The sequence below is a fragment of the Micromonospora sp. FIMYZ51 genome, assembly GCF_038246755.1.
Classification (GTDB): Bacteria; Actinomycetota; Actinomycetes; order Mycobacteriales; family Micromonosporaceae; genus Micromonospora.
Map to the genome: position 1 here is coordinate 197,396 of NZ_CP134706.1, position 22,075 is coordinate 219,470.

At 71.8% G+C, this 22,075-nt stretch carries 25 protein-coding genes and 3 tRNA genes; 9 read left to right on the forward strand and 19 right to left on the reverse strand.

The features are described 5' to 3' along the window. Positions 1-77: 77 nt before the first annotated feature. Together QQG74_RS00930 and QQG74_RS00935 are read right to left on the reverse strand one after the other, a co-directional pair. Complete coding sequence (locus tag QQG74_RS00930) at positions 78-290, reverse strand: DUF3073 domain-containing protein (RefSeq protein WP_111244996.1); 213 nt, start codon at positions 288-290, stop codon at positions 78-80. 478 nt (positions 291-768) lie between these two features. Beyond that, positions 769-1,851, reverse strand: a complete 1,083-nt coding sequence (locus QQG74_RS00935) for a Glu/Leu/Phe/Val dehydrogenase (protein ID WP_341718408.1) — start codon at positions 1,849-1,851, stop codon at positions 769-771. Positions 1,852-2,192: 341 nt separating this feature from the next. On the opposite strand from QQG74_RS00935, the gene QQG74_RS00940 reads away from it, so the two are divergent. After that, positions 2,193-3,032 carry a hypothetical protein gene (locus tag QQG74_RS00940; protein ID WP_341718409.1) on the forward strand — a complete coding sequence of 280 codons (840 nt, stop codon included), beginning with the start codon at positions 2,193-2,195 and terminating at the stop codon, positions 3,030-3,032. A 438-nt stretch (positions 3,033-3,470) separates the two neighbouring features. Then, positions 3,471-3,680 (forward strand): BldC family transcriptional regulator, encoded by a 210-nt coding sequence (locus tag QQG74_RS00945; protein ID WP_007073996.1) that lies wholly within the window; start codon positions 3,471-3,473, stop codon positions 3,678-3,680. Between the two features lie 57 nt (positions 3,681-3,737). Here the strand turns inward: QQG74_RS00945 and QQG74_RS00950 are convergent, their stop codons facing one another. After that, positions 3,738-4,154: a PPOX class F420-dependent oxidoreductase gene (locus QQG74_RS00950; protein ID WP_341718410.1), complete on the reverse strand. Its 417-nt coding sequence runs from the start codon at positions 4,152-4,154 to the stop codon at positions 3,738-3,740. 53 nt (positions 4,155-4,207) lie between these two features. Here QQG74_RS00950 and QQG74_RS00955 point away from each other — a divergent pair, with 53 nt between their 5' ends. Continuing rightward, the gene (locus tag QQG74_RS00955) at positions 4,208-4,987 is read left to right on the forward strand and encodes a class I SAM-dependent methyltransferase (RefSeq protein ID WP_341718411.1); all 780 of its coding nucleotides are present in this window, start codon (positions 4,208-4,210) and stop codon (positions 4,985-4,987) included. An 89-nt stretch (positions 4,988-5,076) separates the two neighbouring features. Here the strand turns inward: QQG74_RS00955 and QQG74_RS00960 are convergent, their stop codons facing one another. Then, positions 5,077-5,373 (reverse strand): hypothetical protein, encoded by a 297-nt coding sequence (locus tag QQG74_RS00960; RefSeq protein WP_341721092.1) that lies wholly within the window; start codon positions 5,371-5,373, stop codon positions 5,077-5,079. A gap of 192 nt (positions 5,374-5,565) precedes the next feature. On the opposite strand from QQG74_RS00960, the gene QQG74_RS00965 reads away from it, so the two are divergent. Beyond that, entirely contained in the window at positions 5,566-6,459 is an 894-nt protein-coding gene (locus QQG74_RS00965) for a 3-hydroxyacyl-CoA dehydrogenase family protein (RefSeq protein WP_341718412.1), read from the forward strand. After that, positions 6,456-7,202 (forward strand): enoyl-CoA hydratase/isomerase family protein, encoded by a 747-nt coding sequence (locus QQG74_RS00970; protein ID WP_341718413.1) that lies wholly within the window; start codon positions 6,456-6,458, stop codon positions 7,200-7,202. Before QQG74_RS00965 ends, QQG74_RS00970 begins: the two co-directional genes overlap by 4 nt. 75 nt (positions 7,203-7,277) lie before the next feature. Here the strand turns inward: QQG74_RS00970 and QQG74_RS00975 are convergent, their stop codons facing one another. Then, positions 7,278-8,624, reverse strand: a complete 1,347-nt coding sequence (locus QQG74_RS00975) for an ABC transporter substrate-binding protein (protein WP_341718414.1) — start codon at positions 8,622-8,624, stop codon at positions 7,278-7,280. Between the two features lie 154 nt (positions 8,625-8,778). Here QQG74_RS00975 and QQG74_RS00980 point away from each other — a divergent pair, with 154 nt between their 5' ends. Further along, positions 8,779-9,168, forward strand: a complete 390-nt coding sequence (locus tag QQG74_RS00980; RefSeq protein ID WP_341718415.1) for a hypothetical protein — start codon at positions 8,779-8,781, stop codon at positions 9,166-9,168. Positions 9,169-9,227: 59 nt separating this feature from the next. On the opposite strand, the gene QQG74_RS00985 is transcribed toward QQG74_RS00980, so the two are convergent. The 9 genes from QQG74_RS00985 to QQG74_RS01025 all read right to left on the reverse strand — a co-directional run bounded on the left by QQG74_RS00985 (position 9,228) and on the right by QQG74_RS01025 (position 15,617). Next, positions 9,228-9,740 (reverse strand): SRPBCC family protein, encoded by a 513-nt coding sequence (locus tag QQG74_RS00985; protein ID WP_341718416.1) that lies wholly within the window; start codon positions 9,738-9,740, stop codon positions 9,228-9,230. Positions 9,741-9,868: 128 nt separating this feature from the next. Beyond that, positions 9,869-9,942: transfer RNA gene (locus QQG74_RS00990), tRNA-Phe, on the reverse strand. A 102-nt stretch (positions 9,943-10,044) separates the two neighbouring features. Then, positions 10,045-10,118 (reverse strand) — tRNA-Asp (locus QQG74_RS00995). A gap of 33 nt (positions 10,119-10,151) precedes the next feature. Further along, positions 10,152-10,224, reverse strand: a tRNA-Glu gene (locus tag QQG74_RS01000). 155 nt (positions 10,225-10,379) lie between these two features. Then, positions 10,380-11,165, reverse strand: a complete 786-nt coding sequence (locus QQG74_RS01005) for a polysaccharide deacetylase family protein (protein WP_341718417.1) — start codon at positions 11,163-11,165, stop codon at positions 10,380-10,382. A gap of 214 nt (positions 11,166-11,379) precedes the next feature. Then, positions 11,380-12,327: a MerR family transcriptional regulator gene (locus QQG74_RS01010; RefSeq protein ID WP_341718418.1), complete on the reverse strand. Its 948-nt coding sequence runs from the start codon at positions 12,325-12,327 to the stop codon at positions 11,380-11,382. Further along, the gene (gene idi, locus QQG74_RS01015; protein ID WP_341718419.1) at positions 12,317-12,895 is read right to left on the reverse strand and encodes an isopentenyl-diphosphate Delta-isomerase; all 579 of its coding nucleotides are present in this window, start codon (positions 12,893-12,895) and stop codon (positions 12,317-12,319) included. Before idi ends, QQG74_RS01010 begins: the two co-directional genes overlap by 11 nt. A 56-nt stretch (positions 12,896-12,951) precedes the next feature. Continuing rightward, positions 12,952-14,433, reverse strand: coding sequence for a phytoene desaturase family protein (crtI, locus tag QQG74_RS01020; RefSeq protein WP_341718420.1), 1,482 nt, complete (start codon positions 14,431-14,433; stop codon positions 12,952-12,954). 32 nt (positions 14,434-14,465) lie between these two features. Next, positions 14,466-15,617, reverse strand: a complete 1,152-nt coding sequence (locus QQG74_RS01025) for a polyprenyl synthetase family protein (protein ID WP_341718421.1) — start codon at positions 15,615-15,617, stop codon at positions 14,466-14,468. A gap of 66 nt (positions 15,618-15,683) precedes the next feature. On the opposite strand from QQG74_RS01025, the gene QQG74_RS01030 reads away from it, so the two are divergent. From QQG74_RS01030 to QQG74_RS01040, 3 genes are all read left to right on the forward strand, one after another. Then, complete coding sequence (locus tag QQG74_RS01030; protein WP_341718422.1) at positions 15,684-16,616, forward strand: phytoene/squalene synthase family protein; 933 nt, start codon at positions 15,684-15,686, stop codon at positions 16,614-16,616. A 136-nt stretch (positions 16,617-16,752) separates the two neighbouring features. Next, a complete protein-coding gene (locus QQG74_RS01035; protein WP_341718423.1) occupies positions 16,753-18,240 on the forward strand; it encodes an FAD-dependent oxidoreductase in 1,488 nt (495 codons plus the stop codon). A 226-nt stretch (positions 18,241-18,466) separates the two neighbouring features. Further along, positions 18,467-19,318, forward strand: coding sequence for a Rieske (2Fe-2S) protein (locus QQG74_RS01040; protein ID WP_341718424.1), 852 nt, complete (start codon positions 18,467-18,469; stop codon positions 19,316-19,318). Positions 19,319-19,341: 23 nt separating this feature from the next. Here the strand turns inward: QQG74_RS01040 and QQG74_RS01045 are convergent, their stop codons facing one another. The 5 genes from QQG74_RS01045 to QQG74_RS01065 are packed head-to-tail and all read right to left on the reverse strand — an operon-like array spanning position 19,342 to position 22,061. Beyond that, entirely contained in the window at positions 19,342-20,526 is a 1,185-nt protein-coding gene (locus QQG74_RS01045; protein ID WP_341718425.1) for a LysM domain-containing protein, read from the reverse strand. Positions 20,527-20,542: 16 nt separating this feature from the next. Then, the gene (locus QQG74_RS01050; RefSeq protein ID WP_341718426.1) at positions 20,543-20,968 is read right to left on the reverse strand and encodes a hypothetical protein; all 426 of its coding nucleotides are present in this window, start codon (positions 20,966-20,968) and stop codon (positions 20,543-20,545) included. Beyond that, entirely contained in the window at positions 20,965-21,432 is a 468-nt protein-coding gene (locus QQG74_RS01055; protein WP_341718427.1) for a TadE/TadG family type IV pilus assembly protein, read from the reverse strand. Before QQG74_RS01055 ends, QQG74_RS01050 begins: the two co-directional genes overlap by 4 nt. Further along, entirely contained in the window at positions 21,417-21,827 is a 411-nt protein-coding gene (locus tag QQG74_RS01060) for a TadE family protein (RefSeq protein WP_341721093.1), read from the reverse strand. The genes QQG74_RS01055 and QQG74_RS01060 overlap by 16 nt, the downstream gene beginning before the upstream one ends. Positions 21,828-21,863: 36 nt before the next feature. Next, a complete protein-coding gene (locus tag QQG74_RS01065; protein WP_341718428.1) occupies positions 21,864-22,061 on the reverse strand; it encodes a hypothetical protein in 198 nt (65 codons plus the stop codon). Positions 22,062-22,075 lie beyond the last annotated feature (14 nt).

The following is a 22,075-nucleotide window of genomic DNA, read 5'->3' on the forward strand; positions in this document are numbered from 1 at the left end:
CGGGTGGTACGCCGCCGCAGAGCGGGCACATACGTGAGCACGCGGGGAGTTACCGCGTGCTCAGATGTGACCGGGGGTCAACGGGTCGGACGGACCCAGGTGTCTGGGTCGTCCTCGGCATGGTCCTCGTCATCGTCGACGTACTCTTTGTAGTCGTCGTCGAAGTTGCGGTCCGACTTGCCGCTGCCGCCGAGTTCTCGCTGCAAGGCGGCGAGGTCGGTGTTCGGGGAGTGATACTTCAACTCCCGGGCCACCTTTGTCTGCTTGGCCTTAGCACGGCCGCGCCCCATGGCTCGACCCCCTCGCACAGAATGCGGGGCAGCCCGAAGGCGGGCCCCGATGACGTCAGGCATCTCTCGTGGCTCTTACGGTACATGGGGATGCCACCGTTCGGCACCTCGGGTTACCGTCGACCGCTGCCGCGCGTTGCGCTCGGACGGTCGTCACCGATTGTACCCGGTAAGGAGCGATGCCGGGAACGGTCGTGACACCGGGGCGAAGGACCCGAAAGCGGCACATTCTCATCTTAGGTCTGCGGGGTCGCCGAGGGCGGCAGCAATCGTCCGCCCTCGGCGGTTCGTCCGCGATGAGTTGGCTGCCCCACCGGTTCGGCCGTCTGGCGCTCTGGCGGGTCTGCCCGCACGCTGGGCCTGACCCACATGATGGGTCTTGGTCCGCATGTCGAGTCTGGCGATTCCGATGATCTGGCCCGCCGGGCGGGCGGGTCTGGTCGGGGTCCGGGGGTTGGCGCGCTGCCCCGGTGGACCGTCAGCGCAGGTGGATGGTGCGCAGCCGGCCAATGTCCGCCATCCGGCGCTCGGCCAGCCGGTCAGCGGCCACGGCCGGCGGAACGCCGTCGGTGTCGGCGAGCCGGAGGATCTCCCGCGTGGTGTCGTAGATCCCGGTTGCCCGCAGCTTGGCCCGCTCGAAGTCGAAGCCCTCGATCTCGTCCGCGACCTGGATCACGCCACCGGCGTTCACCACGTAGTCCGGCGCGTAGAGGATGCCCCGGTCGGCGAGCAGCTTCTCGACACCCGGGTGGGCGAGCTGGTTGTTTGCCGCCCCGGCGATCACCTTCGCGCGCAGCACCGCCACCGTGTCGTCGTTCAACGCGCCGCCGAGGGCGCACGGGGCGTACACGTCGATGTCGGCAGCCACCAGCGTGGCCGGGTCGTCGACGAGGGTCACCTGCGGGTGGGTGGTCCGGGCCCACTCCAGCGCCCGCGGGTTCACGTCGGTCGCGACCACCTCGGCGCCGTCGTCGAGCAGGTGACCGAGGAGGTACTTGCCGACCTTGCCCAGCCCGGCGAGACCGACCCGCTTGCCGTGCAGGGTCGGTACGCCCCAGACGTGCTCGGCCGCCGCCCGCATCCCCTGGAACACGCCCCAGGCGGTGAGGACCGAGGAGTCTCCCGCCCCACCGTGCTCCACACTGCGGCCGGTGACGTACCGGGTCTCGCGGGCGATCACGTCCATGTCCGACACGTAGGTGCCGACGTCGCAGGCGGTGTAGTACCGGCCGCCCAACGACTGCACGAAGCGGCCGTACGCCCGCAGCAGCGCCTCGCTCTTGATCTGCTCCGGGTCGCCCCAGATCACCGCCTTGCCGCCGCCCAGGTCCAGGCCGGCGAGGGCGTTCTTGTACGCCATGCCACGGGAGAGGTCGAGTACGTCGGCGAGGGCGGCCTCCTCGCTGTCGTACGGGTAGAAGCGGGTGCCGCCGAGCGCGGGGCCCAGCGCGGTGGAGTAGATGCCGATGATCGCTTTCAGGCCGGTCTGCCTGTCCTGGCAGAACACGACCTGCTCGTGGCCCATGGCCTCGGGATCGTCCGTGGTGGCGAATACGCCCATGACTGGCTCCTGGTGTCGGCGGGCGTCCTTGTGGGACGCGGACCTGGTCTGCGCCGGCGGGGATGTTGCCGGTGTTGCGAGCCTAGTATCGGTCGCCGCTGTTCGGCCTCCGCCGACAGCACCGTCCCGTCCTGCGGGCAGCCCGCCGGCCCGGTCAGCGTTGGCCCGCCTCGGTTGCCGGCCGGCGTCGGCTGCGCTGCGGTCGCCGGTCGCCGGTCGGCATCAGCTGCGCTGCGGTCGCCGCGCCGGTCGCCGGTCGGCGCTGCGGTCCTGCCCGGCCTCCGTCGTCCATTGATGACGCCGAGCAACGCTCGGCTTGCGGTTCGTGGGAGGATCGCGCCGTGCCGTCGCTCTTCGCTTCATACCTGCGCGTGTACGAACCGCTGACCGCCTTCGACCGGGATCGTCAGTCGTACTGGCGGCGCTACGTCGAGCAGGGGCGGGCAGTGGCACCGGTGGAAGGCCCCGGCCGACAACTGAGCTCGGTGATCGAGGCGCTCGGCGCCGGCTGGACCCGGTTGCCCGACCTGCCGGAGGAGGCGTACGTCCTGGAGACGGACGAGACCCTGCTGGTCTGTCCGTGGAACCTGCGTATCCGGGTGGCCGAGGCGGCGTTGAGCGCGCGGGACGGGGTTCCTCCGGTGCTGGCCGACGCGTTCGTTCCGCCGGTGCTGGCCGGCCAGGCCAAAGCGGTGGTGGAGGACTGGCGCAGCGGAGCCCGGGTGCTGGAGCACGGGGTGCCGCGGGTGCACGAGCAGATCGCGACCTGGGGCGTACCGCTGCGTTGGTTCGTGCTGTTCGAGGCGGAGGAGCGGCATCACGTCACCGCGCCGGACCGGCGTGCGCTGCGGTTCCGGACGGAGATCTCCAAGGCCCGGCGGCGCTCGTCCCGGGCGTTGTCGGTGTTGCGCAAGTCGGTCGGTGACGCGCCGATCACCGAGGCGGTCGAGGAGGCCGCCCGGTGGCTGGAGGAGTTCCACCCACGTTCCGTGGTCGAGTTGGACTACGGCGGGCTGGTCGAGTTGCTCTCGGACGAGACGCTCGCGGCCGACGACTCGCCGGAACTGGTCGCGGCAGGGCTGGCCGGCCTTTCCCGGGGCGAGGCGGAGGAAGCCTCCGCCGCGTACGACAAGTTGGTCGCCCGCTGGCGGGCGGTGCAACTGCTGGAGCGTTGCAACTAGCGGTCGCGTCCGGCTCGCGGTAAGGGCCGGCGGTCCGCAGTCGCTGCGGCACCGGCGAGCGCAGCCGGACAACTCCCCGGAGGGTGTCCGGCGGGTAGGTGGCCGGGGCGCTGCGTCACCTCCAGGCCATGACCGTTTGCCGGTCGTGGGGCTGGCCGCGACAAACGGTGCCGGACGCGAGACTGGCCCTCGTTTGCCCCTGTTCAGGGCCGTAACGCGAGGAAAGCTCGTAGTTTACGCATCACGAACCGTGATCATGAGTCCGAATAAGGTGGTTTCTGGGGTGTAAAAGTCGCATAAATCGGGCATGGTTCATCCGTCCGTCTAGGGACGTTCGGCCGTTCGGCCCATGTCGGACATCGGGGACTAGCCGGACCATGGGAGACGCGTCGGCCGGCGGGACCCCGGCCGATGTCTATACATGTGGAGGAGTGACCGATGGCATCGCGAACGCACGAACCAGAGCCGCTACTTACACCGGCCGAGGTAGCGTCGATGTTCCGTGTCGACCCGAAGACGGTGACCCGTTGGGCGAAGGCTGGCAAGCTCAGCGCCATCCGGACCCTCGGCGGCCACCGCCGCTACCGGGAGTCGGAGGTCAGGGCGTTGTTGCAGGGGCAGATCCCGCAGCAGCGCCAGGGCGACTGACCGGCTGGCGGCATAGCAGACTTCACGAAGGGCGGCGGATCCATCCGCTGCCCTTCGTCATGCTTCCGGCCGCCGCAGAGCTGGCCGTTCCTCCTGTTCGGTCAGCTCGATCCGGATCCCCACCGTGCCGCCCTCGCCCCGGCGCAGCCGGCTGCCGAGCAGCGTCAGCCGGCCGATCACCCGGTACTTCTGCTTGATCAGGCCACGGATCCGGTTGGTCGCCCCGGGGTCGTAGAGACTCGCGCGGGCCGGCACCGCCGCACCGTGCGGCCGACCGCGTACGTCACACGGCGCCACCGTGACCTCTCCGCTGCGCCGGATCCGCTTCACCTTGCCCGCGTCGGCTGCCGACCAGACCGCCAGGGCATCACCGTCGCGCACCGCCCAGACCGGGGTCGGCACTGCCCGGCCGTCCTTGCGGAAGGTCGTGAGGAGAACGTATTTCTCCGCTGCGAGGCGGTCCAACGTGGTCACCTGCCCAGGATACGGGCGCAGTCGTGAACCGGACAGCCGGATAGCGTGGCATCGTGACGGGAGAACCACGGATCGGTGACGTCTTCGGGGAACTGCTGCGCGACGCGTTGGCCGTGGCCACCGGGGTCGGTCCCCGACCACTGGCCGGCGGACGTCTGCCCCGCCCGGTCATCGAGATCATCGAGCGGGACGACGGGTTGATCAACGGTGCGCCGGCCGCGCACTACCTCGATGAGCCGCCGGACTGGCAACCGCACGACCACCGGGCGGTGGACCGGGTACGCGGCAGCACGCTGGACATCGGCGTCGGCGCCGGGCGGATCGCGCTGCGGCTACAGGAGCGCGGCGTACCGGTGACCGGGCTGGACGTCTCACCCGGGGCGCTTGAGGTATGTCGTCGCCGGGGCGTACGCGACCTGGTGCCGGGCACGGTCGACGAGCACGCCGAGAGCGGGCGGCGCTACGACACCTTCCTGCTGCTCGGCAACAACCTCGGCCTGCTTGAGGGGCGGGAACGCGCGCCCGCTTTCCTGGCCGCCCTGGCGGCGATGGCCCGACCGGGGGCGCAGGTGATCGCGCACGGCACGAATCCGTACGGCACCCGCGACCCGGTGCACACCGGCTACCACGAGTACAACCGCCGGCGGGGGCGGCTCGGCGGGCAGCTGCGGCTGCGGCTGCGCTATCGCGAGCTGAGTACGCCCTGGTTCGACTACCTGGTCTGCTCGCCCGACGAACTGGCCGACCTGGTACGCGGCTCCGCCTGGCGACTGGTGGACGTGGACGACCGGGACGCCCCGTACTACCTGGCCACCCTCCAACTGCCCGGCTGACCTCCGCCGTCGGGTGGGCGCGGGGCGCAGATGTTAAGCGGGGCCCCCTGCTATACCGGAGGCGTTAACAAGGGGCCCTTCCTTACATCTCAGACGGAGATGGTGGGGGGGAGTTGCTCCGGGGGGAGGCCGCCATCGCCGTCGACGACCTCGTCCGGCTGGCCGTCCTCGTCGATGTCGACCATCGTGACGTCCACCTTGCCGTCGCCGTCGGTGTCGAACTGGAACAGGTCGGCCTTGCCGTCGCCGTCGGTGTCCACCACCCACACGTCGGTGCGACCGTCGTTGTTGGTGTCGGCACGTAGCAGTTCGACGCGCTCGTCACCGCGCGTCTCGACGGTCTCCTCGGTACCCGCGCCGCCCGCGGTCTCCGGTGCCTGGCTCATCTGTTCGTCCTTCCCTTGGTTGTCGGCGATCATTACCCGGCCCCGCCCGCCCCCACGCCTGGGCCGTGACCGGTGCTGCATAGGGTCGCACCATGACTGAGCGGAGCGTACGGGCTGGTTCCGGCGTGGCGGCGACCCCGCGTGCCGACGGCGTCAGCGAACGGGAAATCGTCACTGTGCGGTGGTGTTCTGATGACTGAGCGGTTCGTGGTGGTCGGGGCGGGCACGATGGGCCTCGGTATCGGGTACGTGGCGGCGGACGCCGGCCACCTGGTGGAACTGGTGGAGCTGGACCGGGCGCGCGGCGACGCGGCGATGGAACGCCTCGCGCGGTTGTGGGATCGGGCCGTGGAACGCGGCAAGCTGACCGCCGAGCAGGCCGCAGCCAACCGGGAGCGGGTCACCCTGCGGGCGGGGCTCGCCGAGGTGGCGGCGGAACCGGATGTGATCGTGGAGGCCGTGCCGGAGCGGCTCGACCTGAAACGCGCGGTACTTGCCGAGGCGGAGGCGCTGCACCCGGCCCTGCTCGGCAGCAACACCTCAAGCATCCCCATCACCCAACTTGCCGAGGGATTGGCCCGACCGGACCGCTTCTGCGGGCTGCACTTCTTCAACCCGGTCTGGGCCATGGTGCTGCTGGAGATCGTGGTCGGCCCGGCCACCGCCGCCGAGACCACCACTGCGGCCGTCGCGCTCGCCGGCCGGCTGGGCAAGGACCCCGTCGTGGTACGCGACCTGCCCGGCTTCGCCACGTCGCGGCTCGGGGTGACCCTCGGGCTGGAGGCGATCCGGATGGTCGCCGACGGGGTGGCCAGCCCGGCCGACATCGACAAGGCGATGGCGCTCGGCTACCGGCACCCGGTCGGGCCGCTGGAACTGACCGACCTGGTCGGCCTGGACGTCCGCCTCGACATCGCCCGTACCCTCCAGGCCGCGTACGGGGAGCGGTTCGCTCCGCCGCCGCTGCTTGTGGAGATGGTTGCCGCCGGCCGGTTGGGCAAGAAGTCCGGCCAGGGCTTCTATCACTGGGCCGACGGGGTCCGTTCGGGCGGCACCGAGCTGCCCGGGTCGGCGGCGACGCGATGAGCGCCGGGCTGCGGGTCGAGGAGCGCGCGGACCGGCTGGTGGTCACCCTGGACCGGCCGGAGAAGCGCAACGCCATCGACGCCGACCTGATCGCCGCGCTGCACGAGGTCTGCGCCGAGTTGGAAGCCCGCCCCCGGATGCTGCTGCTGACCGGGGGCACCGACGGGATCTTCGCCGGTGGGGCGGACATCGGTCAGCTGCGCGAGCGGGGCCGGCTGGACGCGCTCGCGGCGATCAACCTGGCTGCCTTCGCCCGGATCCGGGCACTGCCGATGCCGACCGTGGCGGCGATCGACGGTCCGGCGTTGGGTGGTGGCGCCGAACTGGCGTACGCCTGTGACTTGCGGGTGTGCACCCAGCGGGCGGTTTTCGGGCAGCCGGAGGTACGACTGGGCATCCTGGCCGGCGCCGGGGCGACCCACCGGCTGCCGGCGCTGGTCGGCGAGGCCCGCGCCAAGGAGTTGCTCTTCACCGGGCGGCGGGTGGACGCCGCCGAGGCGTTGCGGATCGGCCTGGTGAACAGCGTGGTGGCGACACCGGAGGCGCTGCTGCCGGCGGCCCACGAGTTGATCGACGAGATGGCCAAGGGCTCGGCGTTGGCGCTGCGGTTGACCAAGCTCGCGGTCGACGCCCCGCCCGCCGCCCACCCGCAGCTGGATCTGGTCAGCCAGGCGGTGCTCTTCGAGGACGAGGAGAAGCGGCAACGGATGACGGATTTCCTCGAGCGGCGGCGCGGTCGCTGAGGGGACCGCAGAGCGCGACGGCCGCACCGAAATCGGTGCGGCCGTCGCGTATTCGGTGATCAGTTGTCCAGCAGGTCAGCGCCGGGCCAGTGCCGCCAGGGGTACGTTGGCGTCCGCGAGCGCCCGGACCACCGCGGCGGACTCGCCGAAGCCGATGATCAGGACGGCGTCCGCGCCGAACTCCTTGATCTGCTTGGCGCCGTCGCTGAAGTCGATCGGCGGGGCGTCGGCACCCTCGCCCGGCTCGTAGCTGAGCAGCCGTACCTTGTCGCCGCCGAAACCGGCCCGCTCCAGCTCGGAGCGGACGACGTCCTGGAGCCCTTCACCGTAGGAGTCCTTACGCGCCACGATGGCAATCTTCTGCGGCCCGTCCCGAAGGATGACGTCGGCAAGCGCCCGGCCCTGGAGGCTGTCCGGCGGGGCGGTGCGGAAGTAGAGGCCGTTGTCCTCCGCGTCGGTCAGGGTCGCCGCGGTGTTGGAGGGGGAGAAGAGGATCCGCCCCGCCTTGACCACGTCCTCCAGCACGGCGGCGGAGATCCCGGAGCCACCGGCACCGATGATCACGTGCACGCCGCCGTCGAGGTGACGGGCCACGGTCGCCTTGGCGACCTCGGGGTTGGTCCCGTCGTCGCCGTCGATCCAGACCACGTCCTCGCCGAGCACCCCACCGGCCTTGTTGATCTCCTGGATGGCCAGCGCCACCCCGGCGGCCAACGGCGGATAGGCAAGCGCCAGGTCACCTGTCTTCGGTAGCAGCCCGCCGAGGACGAGTGGGGCATCCCCATCGCCGGTCGGGTCGCCAGCCCGCGGCGGGGCCTTGGCGCTCGCCGCCGACTCGTCGCCCGCGCCGACGAACTCCGTCTTGGCGTCGTTGAGCCGCTCGCCGTCGAAGTGCAGCGTCGCGTAGCTCGCGGTGGCCGGCTCGCCGGCGTCGGTGAAGCCCGCCCGGGTGATCGAGACGCTGCGGTACTCGATGTCCTCGCCGTCGCGGGCCAGCCGCAGACACTGGGCCGGAGTGCCGCAGCGGGTGCCCTCGTTGGTGACGCCGATGATCTGCTTGGCGATCGCCGCCGGATCGGTGGTGCCGGCGACCTCCGCCGCGAGGGCGCTGATCACCACCGCGTCGTACGCCTCGGCGGCGTACAGGAAACCGTCCAACTGCGGATCGACGGTCCGTAGCCGCTTCTTGAAATCCTCCGGCAGCGGCGTGAGGGGAGTGGTGCCCTTCATGCCGTCCACCAGGCTGGCGCGATCCCCCAGCTCGTCCGGGTACGAGTTCGACATGTTGCCGTCGGTGCCGTAGAGGCGCACCTGTTGGGTGGTCGCCTCCTCGGGCTGGTCATCCCCGCAGGCGCTGGTGGCGAGCAGGAGCGCTGCGCAGGCGACCAGAGCGGCCGTCCGCGAGCCGCGTGACATGTGCATCGTCGTCCTTCCTCGGGCGAAGGTCCGCTGCGCAGACTAGCGTGCCGCGCCGGTCAACGGGACCATGGAGGCCCGGCTATCCGCAGGTCGCCTCCGATATGCACGGAGAGTAATCATAGGTCGCTTCTTGACGGGCACCCCTACTGTGCGGTGGGTGACCGACTCGCCACAGCAGACGAACGACGACGCCGCCGCCATCCTGCGCTCGGCGCTCGATGGGGACTCCGAGGCCGTGGCGGGGACCTTCGGCGACGTGGTCCATCGGGACGGCCTCTCCGGGGTGTACGACGTGGCGTGGAGCCTGGCCGCGACGATGGTCGGCGATCCGGTGCCGCCGGGCGCCTGCGCCCTCGACTTCCCCGGCATCGACCAGGCCCGGTACGACGCCCGGTGGGTGGCCCGCTTCGTCAGCGCGTACGCCAACTCGGACCTCGACACCGCCCAGGCGCTGTTCGGTGCGGCGGCGGAGGACGGCCTGTTGCCGGAGTGCCTGCTCACCCTCGCCGGTTCGACCGTGGCCACGCTGCGGCACCGGGCCAGCTGAGTGCCGCCCCGGTGTGCCCCACACAGCTTGCCGGTGGCCGGCACCGACGGTGAGTCGGATCACGCCCGGCGGTCGGCCAGCGTGGTGGCGAAGCGGGACAACAGCTCGTGCCAGCCGGCGGTCAACGCCTCGCGGTAGCCTTCCGCCGCCTCGCCATGCCGGTCGAAGTGCCGGTGCGTGACCTCGATGAGGGTGGCATCCCCTTCGGGAGTGAAGAGCACCTCGACCTCGCTGGCCCGCGCGGGGTCGGGCACCGGCGCGCGGTCCGCGCCGATCTGCCAGGTGAAGACGAGCCGGCGGGGCGGGTCCCAGGTGAGTACCCGACCCCAGTCGTTGCGGAATCCGTAGGGGCCGATCTCGTAGAGCATCCCACCGGCCCGGGGCTCCATCCCCAGCTCGGCGAGCACGCCCGGCCCGGACCAGGTGTATTCCGTCACCCACCAGTCGGCGAGGTTGCCGGTGAACACCTCGTACGCCCGGTCGGCGGAGCTGGGAACCAGCAGGGTGCTGCGGAGCGCGAACCGGTCATGGTCCTGCCTGATGTCGGTCGCATCGGCCATCCCGTGTCCCATAGGCCCGGACCATACCGGCTCATGCCCGGATGCGCAGCTGAGCCGATGCCCGTCCAATCGGCAAAAAGAGCTAGCGCCGACCGGCGTTTCCGCTGGTCGGCGCTGCTATAGCCCGGCGAAAGGCTAGGTGGCCAGGGGCGGGGTCGAACCGCCGACCTTCCGATTTTCAGTCGGACGCTCGTACCAACTGAGCTACCTGGCCGTGGTGCTCGGCTCATGCTACCCGGCGGGCGGGATCACCGCCGCACCGGTCACATTCCCCGATACGCGGAACGCCGCGCATGGTGCGCGGCGTCAGCGCTTGCGGTCCTGACGGGACTTGAACCCGCGACCTCCGCCTTGACAGGGCGGCGAGCACTCCAACTGCTCCACAGGACCTAGCTCTTGTTGCATCCGGCCGAAGCCGGACCGTGCCCCCAACGGGATTCGAACCCGTGCTACCGCCTTGAAAGGGCGGCGTCCTGGGCCGCTAGACGATGAGGGCGGCCCCGCCATCATTGCACACTCGCAACGTTGTGCGGACTTGCTCCCATCCGGCCCCGCCGGAGGCTTGGAAAGCATACGTGACGTCTAACCGGACGACCAAACCGGTATGGCCGCAGCCACAACTGCTCGAAAAACCGCAGCTCAGAAGGGGGGTCAGCGGAGGGCCGCCACGCCGTGGTCGCGCTTGAGGGCGGCGATCAGCCGGGGACAGGCGGCGAGCGTGGCGGCCCGGTCGCCGCCGCCGTCGTGCAGCAGCACGACCCCGCCGGGCTTGGCGGAGCGCTTCACCCGCTTCTCGATCGTGGCGGCGGTCGGCTTGGCCCAGTCCTTCGGGTCGACCGTCCAGTGCAGCGACCGCATGCCGAGCTTCCGGGCGACCTTCACCACCTCCGCGGTCCACCGGCCGCCGGGCTGCCGGTAGAACGGCACCTCCGCGTCAGGCACCGCCCGCCGGATCTCCTTGTTCGTGCGAACCAGATCGGCGCGGATCTCGGCGATCGGCCGCCGGGCCAGGTCGAGGTCGTGGTTCCAGCTGTGGTTGCAGAGCTGGTGCCCCTCCCGGACGATCCGGCGGACCAGTTCGGGGTGCTTGCGGACCTGGACACCCACCACGCAGAAGGTGGCGGTGACATCGGCCTTCTTCAGCCGGTCCAGCACCTTGGGGGTCCACGCCGGGTCCGGACCGTCGTCGAAGGTGAGGGCCACCTCCGGTGCCCCGGAGGTACGGACCAGACCGGCCGGCAGCTTGGCCGGCAGCGCCCGCAGTGGCGGCTTTGGTGGTTTGCTGCGGGCCGGGGTCGGCGCGGCTGCGGATGGCAGGGCGGCTGAGGGTGGCGGGCTCGACGGGCTGCCGGCTTCGGGCGAGCTTCCGCCGCCGCAGCCGGTCACCAGCAGGACGACCAGACCGGTGACGCAGGCGAGCAGAGCACGATGACGCATCGTTCGCTCCCGAGGGGGATCGGGGTACGCGGACCCCCGACGCTAGTTCACCCGATTTCGGGGCATCGACGGCGGGTCAACCGGCCAGCGCCCTCCGTACCCCACCGGTTCGAGCGCCCTCCGTACTCCGCCGGTTCGAGCGCCCTCCGTACTCCGCCGGTTCGAGCGCCCTCGGGTACCCCGCCGGTTCGAGCGCCCTCCGTACTCCGCCGGTTCAGGAGACGGCGGCGCGGTCCAGCGAGTCGCGGATGGCGACGGCGAGCGAGAGCGCCTCGGCCAGGTCGACCGGGCGGACCACCCCGGCGGGCAGGGAGTCGGCCTGCCATCCGGGCCCACCGGCGAGCACCAGGAGCGGGCGGCGCGGTGCGGTGAGCAGGGCGGTGAGCTGGCTCGCGTCGGCGGTGAGCCGGAGGTGCGACCAGACCACCACGGCGGCCGGTCCGGTCCGGTCGATCGCGTCCAGCAGGGCGCTCACCGGCACCCGGGCACCGAGCATCCGATGGCTGACGCCGGCCTCGGCGAGGGCGGCGGCCAACGCCTCCAGCGGCAGGCTGTGCTGTTCCTCGTCGGCGCAGGAGAGCAGGATGCGGGGCGGCCCAGGGAGTGCCGGACGGGCCGCCACGACGGCCGCGAACGCCGCCGAGACGCACCGGGAGAAGAGGTGCTCGACCTCGATCAGCGCGTCGGTGGCGGCGTGCCGCTCGCCGATGCCGACGAGGATCGGGCGGAGCAGTCGGTCCCAGGTGTGGACGACCCCGTCGGTCGCGATGGCCCGGCTGACCGTTTCGCTGATCGCCACCGCGTCCATCCGCATCGCGGCGCGGGCCAGACCGCGCGCCGCCGGGCCGGCGCGGCCGACCGGGATGGTCGTGCCACCGCCGACGCGGGTGCTACTCGACCTGGCCAGGACGGTTGCGCTGTCGGGCACCGGGCCGGGTGCCCGCCGCGCCCAGCGCGCCGCCTCGGCCGGGCTGACCCCGTCGGCGGTGAGCCGACGCATGATCTCCAGCCGAACCAGGTCGGTGGGGGTGTAGCGCCGATGGTGTCCCGGGACGTGCTGGCTGGGCCCGAGGCCGTACCGCTGGTGCCAGGTACGCAGCGTGGTCACGGCCACGCCCAGTCGGCGGGCGACCGCCCCGGCGCTCAACGCCTCATCGGCCACCCGACCGCTCCGACGAGTCGCCGGCCGGCTGCGAAGGGTGCAGCAGCCGATCCAGCACACCGCCCAGCCAGGGCGCGTACGTGTCGGGGTCGTCGACCACCTCGGCGGCCAGCGTCGCCGGGTCGACCCAGCGCAGCTCGGCGACCTCTGCCGGGTCGGGGCGCAGCGGGCTGTCCGGCCGGAACTCACCCCGCAGCACATGGTCGTACTCCACCTCGACCCGTCCGGTGGCCGGGTCCTCGGCCCGGTAGACGTAGGCCCCGACCTCGGTGAGCGGTACCGGGCCGGCGCCCAACTCCTCCGCCAGCCGCCGGTTGGCGGCCTCGGCCAGGGCCTCACCCGGCTGGGGGTGGCCGCAGCACGAGTTGGCCCAGCGCAGCGGGAAGCGGGTCTTGACCGCAGCACGGCGCTGGAGCAGCACCCGGCCGTCCGGCGCGACCAACAACACCGAGAAGGCGCGATGCAGCCGACCTGGTGGTCGGTGGGCGGCAGCGACGGTGGTCTCGCCGACCGGCCGACCGCCGTCGTCGACCAGCTCGACCAGGTGACCCTCCCGGGACGGTGGCATCAGTGCCGTCCTCCGTTCGCGACTTAGGTGCTCCGCTGTGCTGGGGCTGTCGGTGCTCACGGGCCGTTTCCGGTCACCCGGCCGGCGGCGAGCTTGCCGGAGATGAGCACCATCGGGACGCCGACACCGGGCTGGGTGCCGGAGCCGACGAAGACCACGTTGGGCAATGATCGATGCAGGTTAGACGGTCGGAACGGACCGGTCTGAAAGAGGGTGTGTGCTGCGGCGAACGGAGTGCCGGCGGCCATGCCCTGCTCCGCCCACTCGGCTGGCGTGACCGCCCGGAGCACCTCGACGCCCGCGCCGAAGCCGACGTAGCCGCGTTGCTCCAGGGTGGCGACGAGCTGGTCGGTGTAGCGGGCGGTGAGGTCGCCGCGCCAGTCGAACGGCGCCCGGTCGAGGTTGGGCACCGGGGCGAGCACGTAGTAGGTGTGCCGGCCGGCGGGGGCCACCGCCGGGTCCGTGCGGCTCGGGTTGGTGACCAGCAGGGACGGGTCGCTCATCAGGTCACCGCGCCGGATCACCTCGTCGAACGTGCCCTTCCAGGCTTTCCCGAAGTGGATGTTGTGGTGGGCGATGCGGCGGTATCCCTGGTTCGAGCCGACGTGCAGGACGACGCAGGACGGCGAGTAGGTCAACCGTCGCGGACGCGACGGCGGAAGCAGGTCGCGGTAGGCCACGGGGAGGTCGGGGTTGAGTACCACCACGTCCGCCGGGACGAGTTCGCCATCGGCGGTCAGCACCCCGGTTGCCCGGCCGTTCGCGGTCACCACCTGGGTCACCGTGGTGCCGTAGCGGATCTGCACGCCGTGCTTCTCGGCGGCGCCGGCCAGGCCCCGGGAGACCGCGTGGATGCCGCCGCGCGGGAAGTAGACCCCGGCCACCGAGTCGAGGTACGCGATCACCGCGTAGATGGCCAGCGCGTCGTGCGGTGCGAGCCCGGCGTACATGGCCTGGAAGGAGAAGATCCGCCGGGTACGCGGGTCCCGGAAGAACTGGTCGATCTTGGTCTGGAGTCGCCGGAAGGCGCCACCGGCGAGCAGCCGGAGCAGGTTGGCGGTGAGCAGGTCGGTGGGCGCGTCGAGGTTGCGCTCGATGAAGTCGGCCCGCTCCAGCTGCCACAGCTTCCGGGCGAAGTCCACGAACCGGAGGTAGCCGTCGGCTTCCCGCGGCCCGCAGACCCGGGAGATCTCCGCAGCCATCCGGGTCGTGTCGGTGAGCACGTCGAGGGTGGACCCGTCCGGGTAGTAGGCCCGGTACGCGGGGTCGAGAGGGACCAGGTCCAGCCAGTCGGTCAACTCCTCACCGACCGCACCGAGCGCCTCGGCGATCAGGTCGGGCATGGTGAGCACGGTCGGGCCGGTGTCGAACTCGTAGCCGTCGACGCTGAGCCGACCGGCCCGTCCGCCCGGCACCGGCTCGCGTTCCAGCACGGTCACCTGCCGTCCGCTGCCGGCCAGGTGCAGCGCACAGGCCAGGCCGCCCAGGCCGGCGCCCACGACCACCACTCGGTCCGTACGTCCGTCAACGGTTCGCACCGACGACCACCTCTCTGCGCGTGGGATCCACATCATGCCGACCGGCGGGTGGCGGTGGTGGCGAGGCCGACGAGCGCGGTCCGCGCGGTCTCGTCGACGGCGACGGTGTCGAGCGCTGTCAGGGCCTCCTCGATCCGTTCGTCGATCATCCGTTCGATCCGGTCGACCGCGCCGGTGTCGACCACCACCTCGGCGAGCCGGGCGATCGCCGGCTCGTCGACGCAGCGGCCGGTGCCGTCAAGCGTCCGGCGTTGCGCCGGGGTGGCCAGCTGCCGGGCCAGCATGAGCAGCGTGGTCGGCTTGCCGGTGCGCAGGTCGTCGCCGGCCGGCTTGCCTGTCGTGTCCGGGTCACCATAGACGCCGAGCAGATCGTCGCAGAGTTGGAACGCCTCGCCGACGGCCCGGCCGTAGCGGGTGTACGCGTCGATCAGCATGGTGTCTTCCGTGCCGGCCAGGCTGGCGCCGAAGAGCAGCGGGCGCAGGACCGTGTAGCTGGCGGTCTTGTAGCGGGCCACCCGCAGTGCCCGGTCCACCGACCAGTTGGCCGGCTCGGTCTCGCCGAGGACGTCGAGGTACTGCCCGGCGACGGTCTCCACCCGCATCCGGTCGTAGCCGCGCCGGACCTCGAGCAGCCGGGGCGCGGGCAGCGTGGCGCGGGCCAGCAGTTGGTCGGCCCAGACCATGCAGAGGTCGCCGATCAACACCGCGACCGCCTCGCCGAACCGGTCGGAGTCGCCGTGCCGACCGTCGGCGGCATGCTGGGCGGCCACCGCCACATGCGCGGTGGGGCGGCCCCGCCGGGTGGCGGAGGCGTCCATCACGTCGTCGTGGACAAGCGCGAAGGTGTGCAGCAGCTCCAGCGTGGCCAGGGCCGGAAGCACCGGTTCGAGGGGCTGTTCACCACCGACGGCCCCGCGCCAACCCCAGTAGGCGAACGTCGAGCGAACCCGCTTGCCGCCACCGAGAACGTAGTCGCGTGCCGTGGCGGCGAATTCACCCATAGCTGCGTCGATTTCGCTCAGCGCGTCGACCTCGGCGGTCAGGAATTCGGCAAGCGTCCGGTCGACCGCCGCGACGAGGTCCCGGGTGTAAGCGGCCAGAACAGCCCGAATCGGATCATCCTCATCGATCGGTTGTTCAGGTGCCACGCGAAGCAGGTTACCCGTTGGTCCGTCGTTGGCCATGCGGCTGAGCGTACCCTAAGGTTGCTAGTTGCGTCGATTGATGCGTCGATTCTGGAGGAGGGTGCCATGGACCTCGATCTCGCTGTCGCCTATCGCAGGTGCCGTGAGCTGCACAGGCGTCATGGCCGCACCTACTATCTCGCCACTCGACTGCTGCCCGCATGGAAACGGCGGCATGTGCACGCTTTGTATGGATTCACTCGGTACGCCGATGAGATCGTCGATCAGACCGAAACCCTGCCGCCGGCCGAGCGCGCCGCCCAGCTCGACGACTGGGGCGGGCGGTTCGTCGCCGGGCTGCACGGCGAGCAAGTCGAGGACCCGCTGTTGCCTGCGGTGCTGCACACCATCGCCGTCTTCGACCTGGACCGGGAGGACTTCGCCTCGTTCCTCAAGAGCATGGCGATGGACCTGACCGTGACGTCGTACCGCAGCTACCACCAACTGCTGGACTACATGGAGGGTTCGGCCGCGGTCATCGGCACCATGATGCTGCCCATCCTGGGCAGCTCCGACCCGGCCGCAGCCCGGGAGCCGGCCCGCCAGCTCGGCTTCGCGTTCCAGCTCACCAACTTCATCCGGGACGTGGCCGAGGACCTGGACCGGGGCCGGACGTACCTGCCGGAGGAGGACCTGGCCACCTTCGGGGTCACCCCGGAGGAGCTGGCGGCCTGCCGGGCCGCCGGCCGGTCCACCGAACCGGTGCGCGAGCTGATCCGGTACGAGGTGGGCCGGGCCCAGGCGCACTACGCCGCCGCGGCACCGGGAGTGATCCTGCTCGACGCCGCCTCGCAGGCCTGCATCCGCACCGCGTACGCGCTCTACGGGGGGATCCTCGACGAGGTGGCAGCCCAGGACTACGACGTGTTCGTCCGGCGGGCCACCGTGCCGCAGCGGCGGCGGATTTCCGTGGCCGGCCGGGCCCTGCTCACCCCGACCGGCACACCGGTCACGCTGCCGGGCCCACAAGTCACGCTGCCCGAGTTGCCGGTGCCCTGACGGGGCCACCGGTGCCCTGACGGTCACCGTCGGGGCAGCGGCGGCCAGCCGGCCGTACGGGCACCGGGCATCCGTACGGCGACATGCGGTTCGCGCTCGGCTGGCCGGCGCGGCGGCGGTGCGGAATGCTTGACGCATGGCGCAGCCGGAACTGGTGGACGTGATCGTGCTCGGGCTCGGCGTCGGCGGCGAGGAGGTGGCCGGTCGGCTCGCCGAGGCCGGGCTGACCGTGGTCGGCATCGAGCGGAACCTGGTCGGCGGGGAGTGCCCCTACTGGGGCTGCGTCCCGAGCAAGATGATGATCCGGGCGGCGAACGCGATCGCCGAGGCCCGCCGGGTCGACGGGCTGGCCGGCACCGCGCAGGTGCGCCCAGACTGGGCGCCGGTGGCGAAGCGGATCCGCGAGGAGGCCACCGACAACTGGAACGACCGGGCTGCGGTAGAGCGGTTCACCGGCAAGGGAGGGCGCTTCGTCCGCGGCAGCGGCCGGCTCGACGGGCCGGGCCGGGTCCGCGTCGGCGACCAGGTCTTCCAGGCCCGGCACGGCATCGTGCTCGGCACCGGCACCAAGGCGTCGGTGCCGCCGATCGACGGGCTGGCGGAGACGCCGTACTGGACGAACCGCGCGGCCATCGAGGTCGAGGAACTACCGGAGTCGCTGCTGGTGCTGGGCGGCGGAGCGATCGGGTTGGAGTTGGCCCAGGTGTTCGCCCGCTTCGGCGTACGGGTCACCGTGGTGGAGGCCTCCGACCGGGTGCTCGCCGTCGAGGAGCCGGAGGCGTCCGAGGTGGCCGCCGCCGCGTTGCGGGCCGACGGTGTGCAGATCCGTACCGAGGTCAAGGCGGCCCGGGTCGAACACGGTGCGGCCGGCTTCACGCTGCACGGCGCGGACGGTACGCGGCTCACCGCCGAGCGGTTGCTGGTGGCGACCGGCCGCCGGGCTCACCTGGACGAGTTGGGGCTGGACACGATCGGCGTGGACGCCGACCGGCGGTACCTCCCGGTCGACGACCGGCTGCACGTCACCGACGGGGTCTGGGCGGTCGGCGACGTGACAGGTGAGGGCGCCTTCACCCACGTCGCCATGTACCAGGCGGCCATCGTCGTCGCCGACGTGCTCGACCACGTCCGGCGGTCCGAGGCCGGCGCGGACCCCAGCGGCACGGCCAGCGTGGTGGGCGGCGCGGTCGGCGCGGCCAGTTCGTTGGCGGCGACCGGGTCGAGCGGCTCGGCCGGGTCGGTGCCGCGCGCCGACTACCGGGCACTGCCCCGGGTCACCTTCACCGATCCGGAGATCGGTGCGGTCGGCCTGACCGAACGCCAGGCCCGGGAACGCGGCATCAACGTGCAGGTCGGCGTGACCAAGCTTGCCTCGTCCACCCGGGGCTGGATCCACAAGACCGACGACGGTGGTTTCATCAAGCTGGTCGCCGACGCCGACCAAGGGGTGCTGATCGGTGCCACCTCGGCCGGTCCGGCCGGCGGCGAGGTGCTCTCCGGGCTGGCGGTCGCGGTGCACGCGGCGGTCCCGTTGGCCCAACTCCGGCACATGATCTACGCGTACCCGACCTTCCACCGCGCCATCTCCGAGGCGTTGCGCGACCTCAACTCCAGCACCACCTGAACAACCCCAGACCCCCACCCCCACCTCCGCCCCCACCCCCGCCTCGCCGATCTTGCACTTTTGGTCGCTGATTCGCCCTGTATGTGGCATTTATCCCGACGAAAAGTGCAAGATCGGCGGCGTGGGGTGGGGTGGGGTGGGGGTGGGGTGGGGGATTGCGGCCAGCTGGCCCGAACGGGACGGGGACGACCGGTTTGCGGTGGCGAAAGGCGGGAAGTCGGTAACCGTGCGAGCGTTGTTGACGAAAATCGAGCAAGCTTCCGGCCTGGACCGGTTCGGTGACCGGTTGCAGGGCGTGGTGCAGGGCGTCCTCCGCCCGCAGCGGGTCCGGGACCTGCTGCACGGGGTGTGGCTCGGGCATCCCCTGCACCCGGCGATGGTGCAGGTCCCGGTCGGGTCCTGGGTCAGCGCGGCAGTGCTGGACCTGATGCCCGGCCAGCGCCGGGCGGCCACCACGCTCACCGCGGTCGGCACGCTCAGCGCGTTGCCGGCGGCCGTCGCCGGGCTCAACGACTGGGCGGCGCTGGCCCGGGACCAACGCCGGGTCGGGCTGGTGCACGCCGCGTCGAACACCGTCGCGCTGGCGCTGTACGGCGGCTCGCTGGCCGCGCGGCTGTCCGGTCGACACAACCTCGGGCGTACGCTCGGCTGGCTCGGGCTGAGCGCGGCCGGCGCGGGTGCTTACATCGGTGGGCACCTCGCGTACAAGCAGGGCGCTCAGGTGAACGTGAGCGTCTCCGACCTGCACCTGATCAGCGACGGCTGGCACTCGATCGCCGAGTTGGCCGAGTTGCCGCAGCGCGAACTGGTCACCCGTGCGGTGGACGACGTGTCGCTTATCGTCTACCGGCACGGCGACGACGTCACCGTGATGCTCGAACGGTGCCCGCACCAGAGCGGCCCGCTCGGCGAGGGCGAGGTACGCGAGATCGACGGGCACGCGTGCGTGGTGTGTCCCTGGCACGGCAGCACGTTCCGGCTCAACGGCGGCGAGGTGGTGCACGGGCCGTCCCCGAACGACCAGCAGGTGCTGCCCACCCGGATCGTCGACGGCGTACTGGAAACCCGCCTGCCCTGAGCCCGCCCGGCCGGTGCAGCCGCTCAGTCCCTGCGGTGGCGACCCGCCGGCAACTCCGACGGCGGGGCGACCGGCACCCGGTGTCCGGTCCCGGCGCGTGCCACCGCGACCCGGCGACGCATGCCCAGCACCGCACCGATCTGCGCGCCGATGATGCTTGCCACGGCGAGCACCGCGGAGACGGCCAGTGGCCGGTTGACCCGGTCGGGCTCGCTGGCGCTGGCCGCGCCCACCGTCACCACCGGTGGGTGGCCGCCCTCGCCGCGCGGCGGTGCGTCCTGCGGCGCCGGTGCCACCGGCGTAAGGGAGCCGGTGCCGCCGGGCTGCTCCACCGTGCCGCCCGGCGACGGTTTCACCGTGCCGCCCGGCGACGGTTTCCGCTCCTCGGCCTGCTCGGGTGCGGCCGGCCCGGACGGGGAGGGCGGCGTGGCCCGGACGACCAGGCGGCCGGTGGCGTGGGCCCGCGAGCCCTGGTCCTGTGCCTCGGTCGGGAGCTTGATGAGCTGGCCGGGTCGGATCCGGTCCGGATTCCGCAACTGGTTGAGCGCGGCCAGCCTCCGGTAGTCGTCGAAGTCGTCGAGGTACCGCTCGGCGACCTTGCCGAGGTAGTCCCCCTTGGCCACCCGGTAGACGGAGGCATCCGACGCCGTCGAGAGCCCGTCCCGGGCCGCCGTCACCGCCGGTCCGGCCGCCGTTGCCGGGGCGGCCATCGCGGGCGAGACAGCGGCCGGTGCGGCGGCGGCCGGTGCGACAGCGGCCGGTGCGGCGGCGTACGTGGCGGGCGAGTACGCGTCGGCCGCGTACGCCGTGCTGGCGGCGGTGGCGGCCGGGCTGGTGACCAGGATCAACGCCACCGAACCGACAAGCGCCGCAGCGGCCCGCTGCTGCCGGCTCATTCCGGGCAGCCGGGGCGCCGGTCGGCGCAGGGCCTGCGCACCCACCTCCACAAGCACGGAGAGGGCGAACGTGGCCCAGCCGAACCACCCGGCCAGCGCCAGCGCCCGCAGGAAGAGCTGCCCGTCGTCGCGGCTGGTAAGCGTGGTCCCGACTTCCGCAAGCGTGGGTACGTGGTCGGGTAACGGGTTGCCGGCGAAGGCCAGCAGCGCGATCGGCCCGCCGGCCAGCAGTCCGACAAGCACGATGAGCGCACCGAAGCCGGTAAGCACGCGACCGGTTCGCCGTACCGCGGTGCCACCCGATGCAGCCATGGCTACCTTTCCTTCCCTAGGGTGCCCCGGTCAGCGCCCGTGCGGTCGCCTCGCCGGAAACGGTGACGGTGTGGGAGAAGCCGAAGAGGCCGAGCACGGCCCGCTGGTAGGTGATGGTGACGCGTACCTGGATCAGGGTCTCGCCGTCGACCACCGGAAAGCTGACGTTGTGGCCACTGGCCCCGGCGGCGGAGAGGTACCGCGCCACGGCCCGGCGGGCCTGGGGTTGGTTGATCCGTTTGGGCCCACCCTCGATCGCGGTGGCCCGGTCGATGGCCTGGCCGCCCGTGCGGGCCGCCTCGGCGGCCAGGTTCTCGGCCCGTTGCAGGGTACGGAGCTGACCCGCGCCGTCGAACGCCATGCCGATGATGGCGAGCACCCCGAAGAGGGCGACGGCGAGGAAGACGCTCACCCGCCCGGCCTCGCCCCGGCCGGTGTTCATCCCCGGCTCCGGTAGCGGTCCAGGGGCGAGGTGAACGACGCGGTGATCCGGTTACCGGTCGGCATCTTCGTCAGGGCGGGAAGCTTGATGTCCTGGTAGGAGACCGTGCAGGCGATCTCGACGGTGACCGAGGCGTCCTGCCCGACCTCGCTGCGGAACGCCGCGTCGAAGCTGGTGGATCGGCCGCCGACCGCGCCGCGGAAGGTCACCCGGGGTGCGCCGGTGCAGGAGACCCCCCGCCAGTCGAGCTGCCGACGGGCCGCGTCCCGTGCCTCCTGGCGGGCGGTGGCGGCGTCCCGGGAGATCGATGCGGCCCGGGCGGCATCGTGCGCGGCGGCCTCCAAGGCCTCGCTGGCCACGGCGGTACGCCCGGCGACGCCGGCCAGCACCATCAGCGCGACGAAGGCGGGTGCCAGGACGGCGACCTCGATCGAGACCGAGCCCCGGCTCACGGTGCCGTCCATCGCTCCACCGTCCCGTGTGCGCTCTGCCGGACCGAGAACTTGACCCCGGGTACGACCGAGAGGGACCGGCCGGTGACGGTACAGGTCACGTCGGTGTCGGTGCGTACGCAACTCGGACCCGGCTCCTCCCAGTCGACCAGCCAGTCGCCGGCCTGGTTCAGGAACCTGGTCGCCCGCGCCGCACCGGCACCCTCCGGGGCCTGGTGGAGCCGCTGCGCGTTGACGCCGCTCTGCGCGGCGTTGAGCGCGGTCGAGCGGGCCACGAAGACCGCAGCGACCTGGATCGAGGCGAAGAGCATCAGCAGGATCGCCGGCAGCGCCACCGCCAACTCCACCGGATTGCCACCCCGTTCGGGGTCGCCGGGAAGCCGGCGGTGCCGGATGGCCGTGACCATCCGGCACCGGCCGGTGGGGAGGGCAGCACGCATGGGTCACTTCGGTTCTTGATGCTTCGGGATGTTGTCCATCCAGTCGTTGGCGGCGGCGAGGGCGGCACCGGTCACCGCCATCGCGACGGCCACCAGGCCAAAGATGATCACTGCGGTGGGTACCGGACTGTCGCCGCGATCGCCGCGCAGCTCGGCCAGCCGCGCGCGCAGCGCGACGTGCAGATAGATGAAGACGGACATCGGGGTGCTCCTTT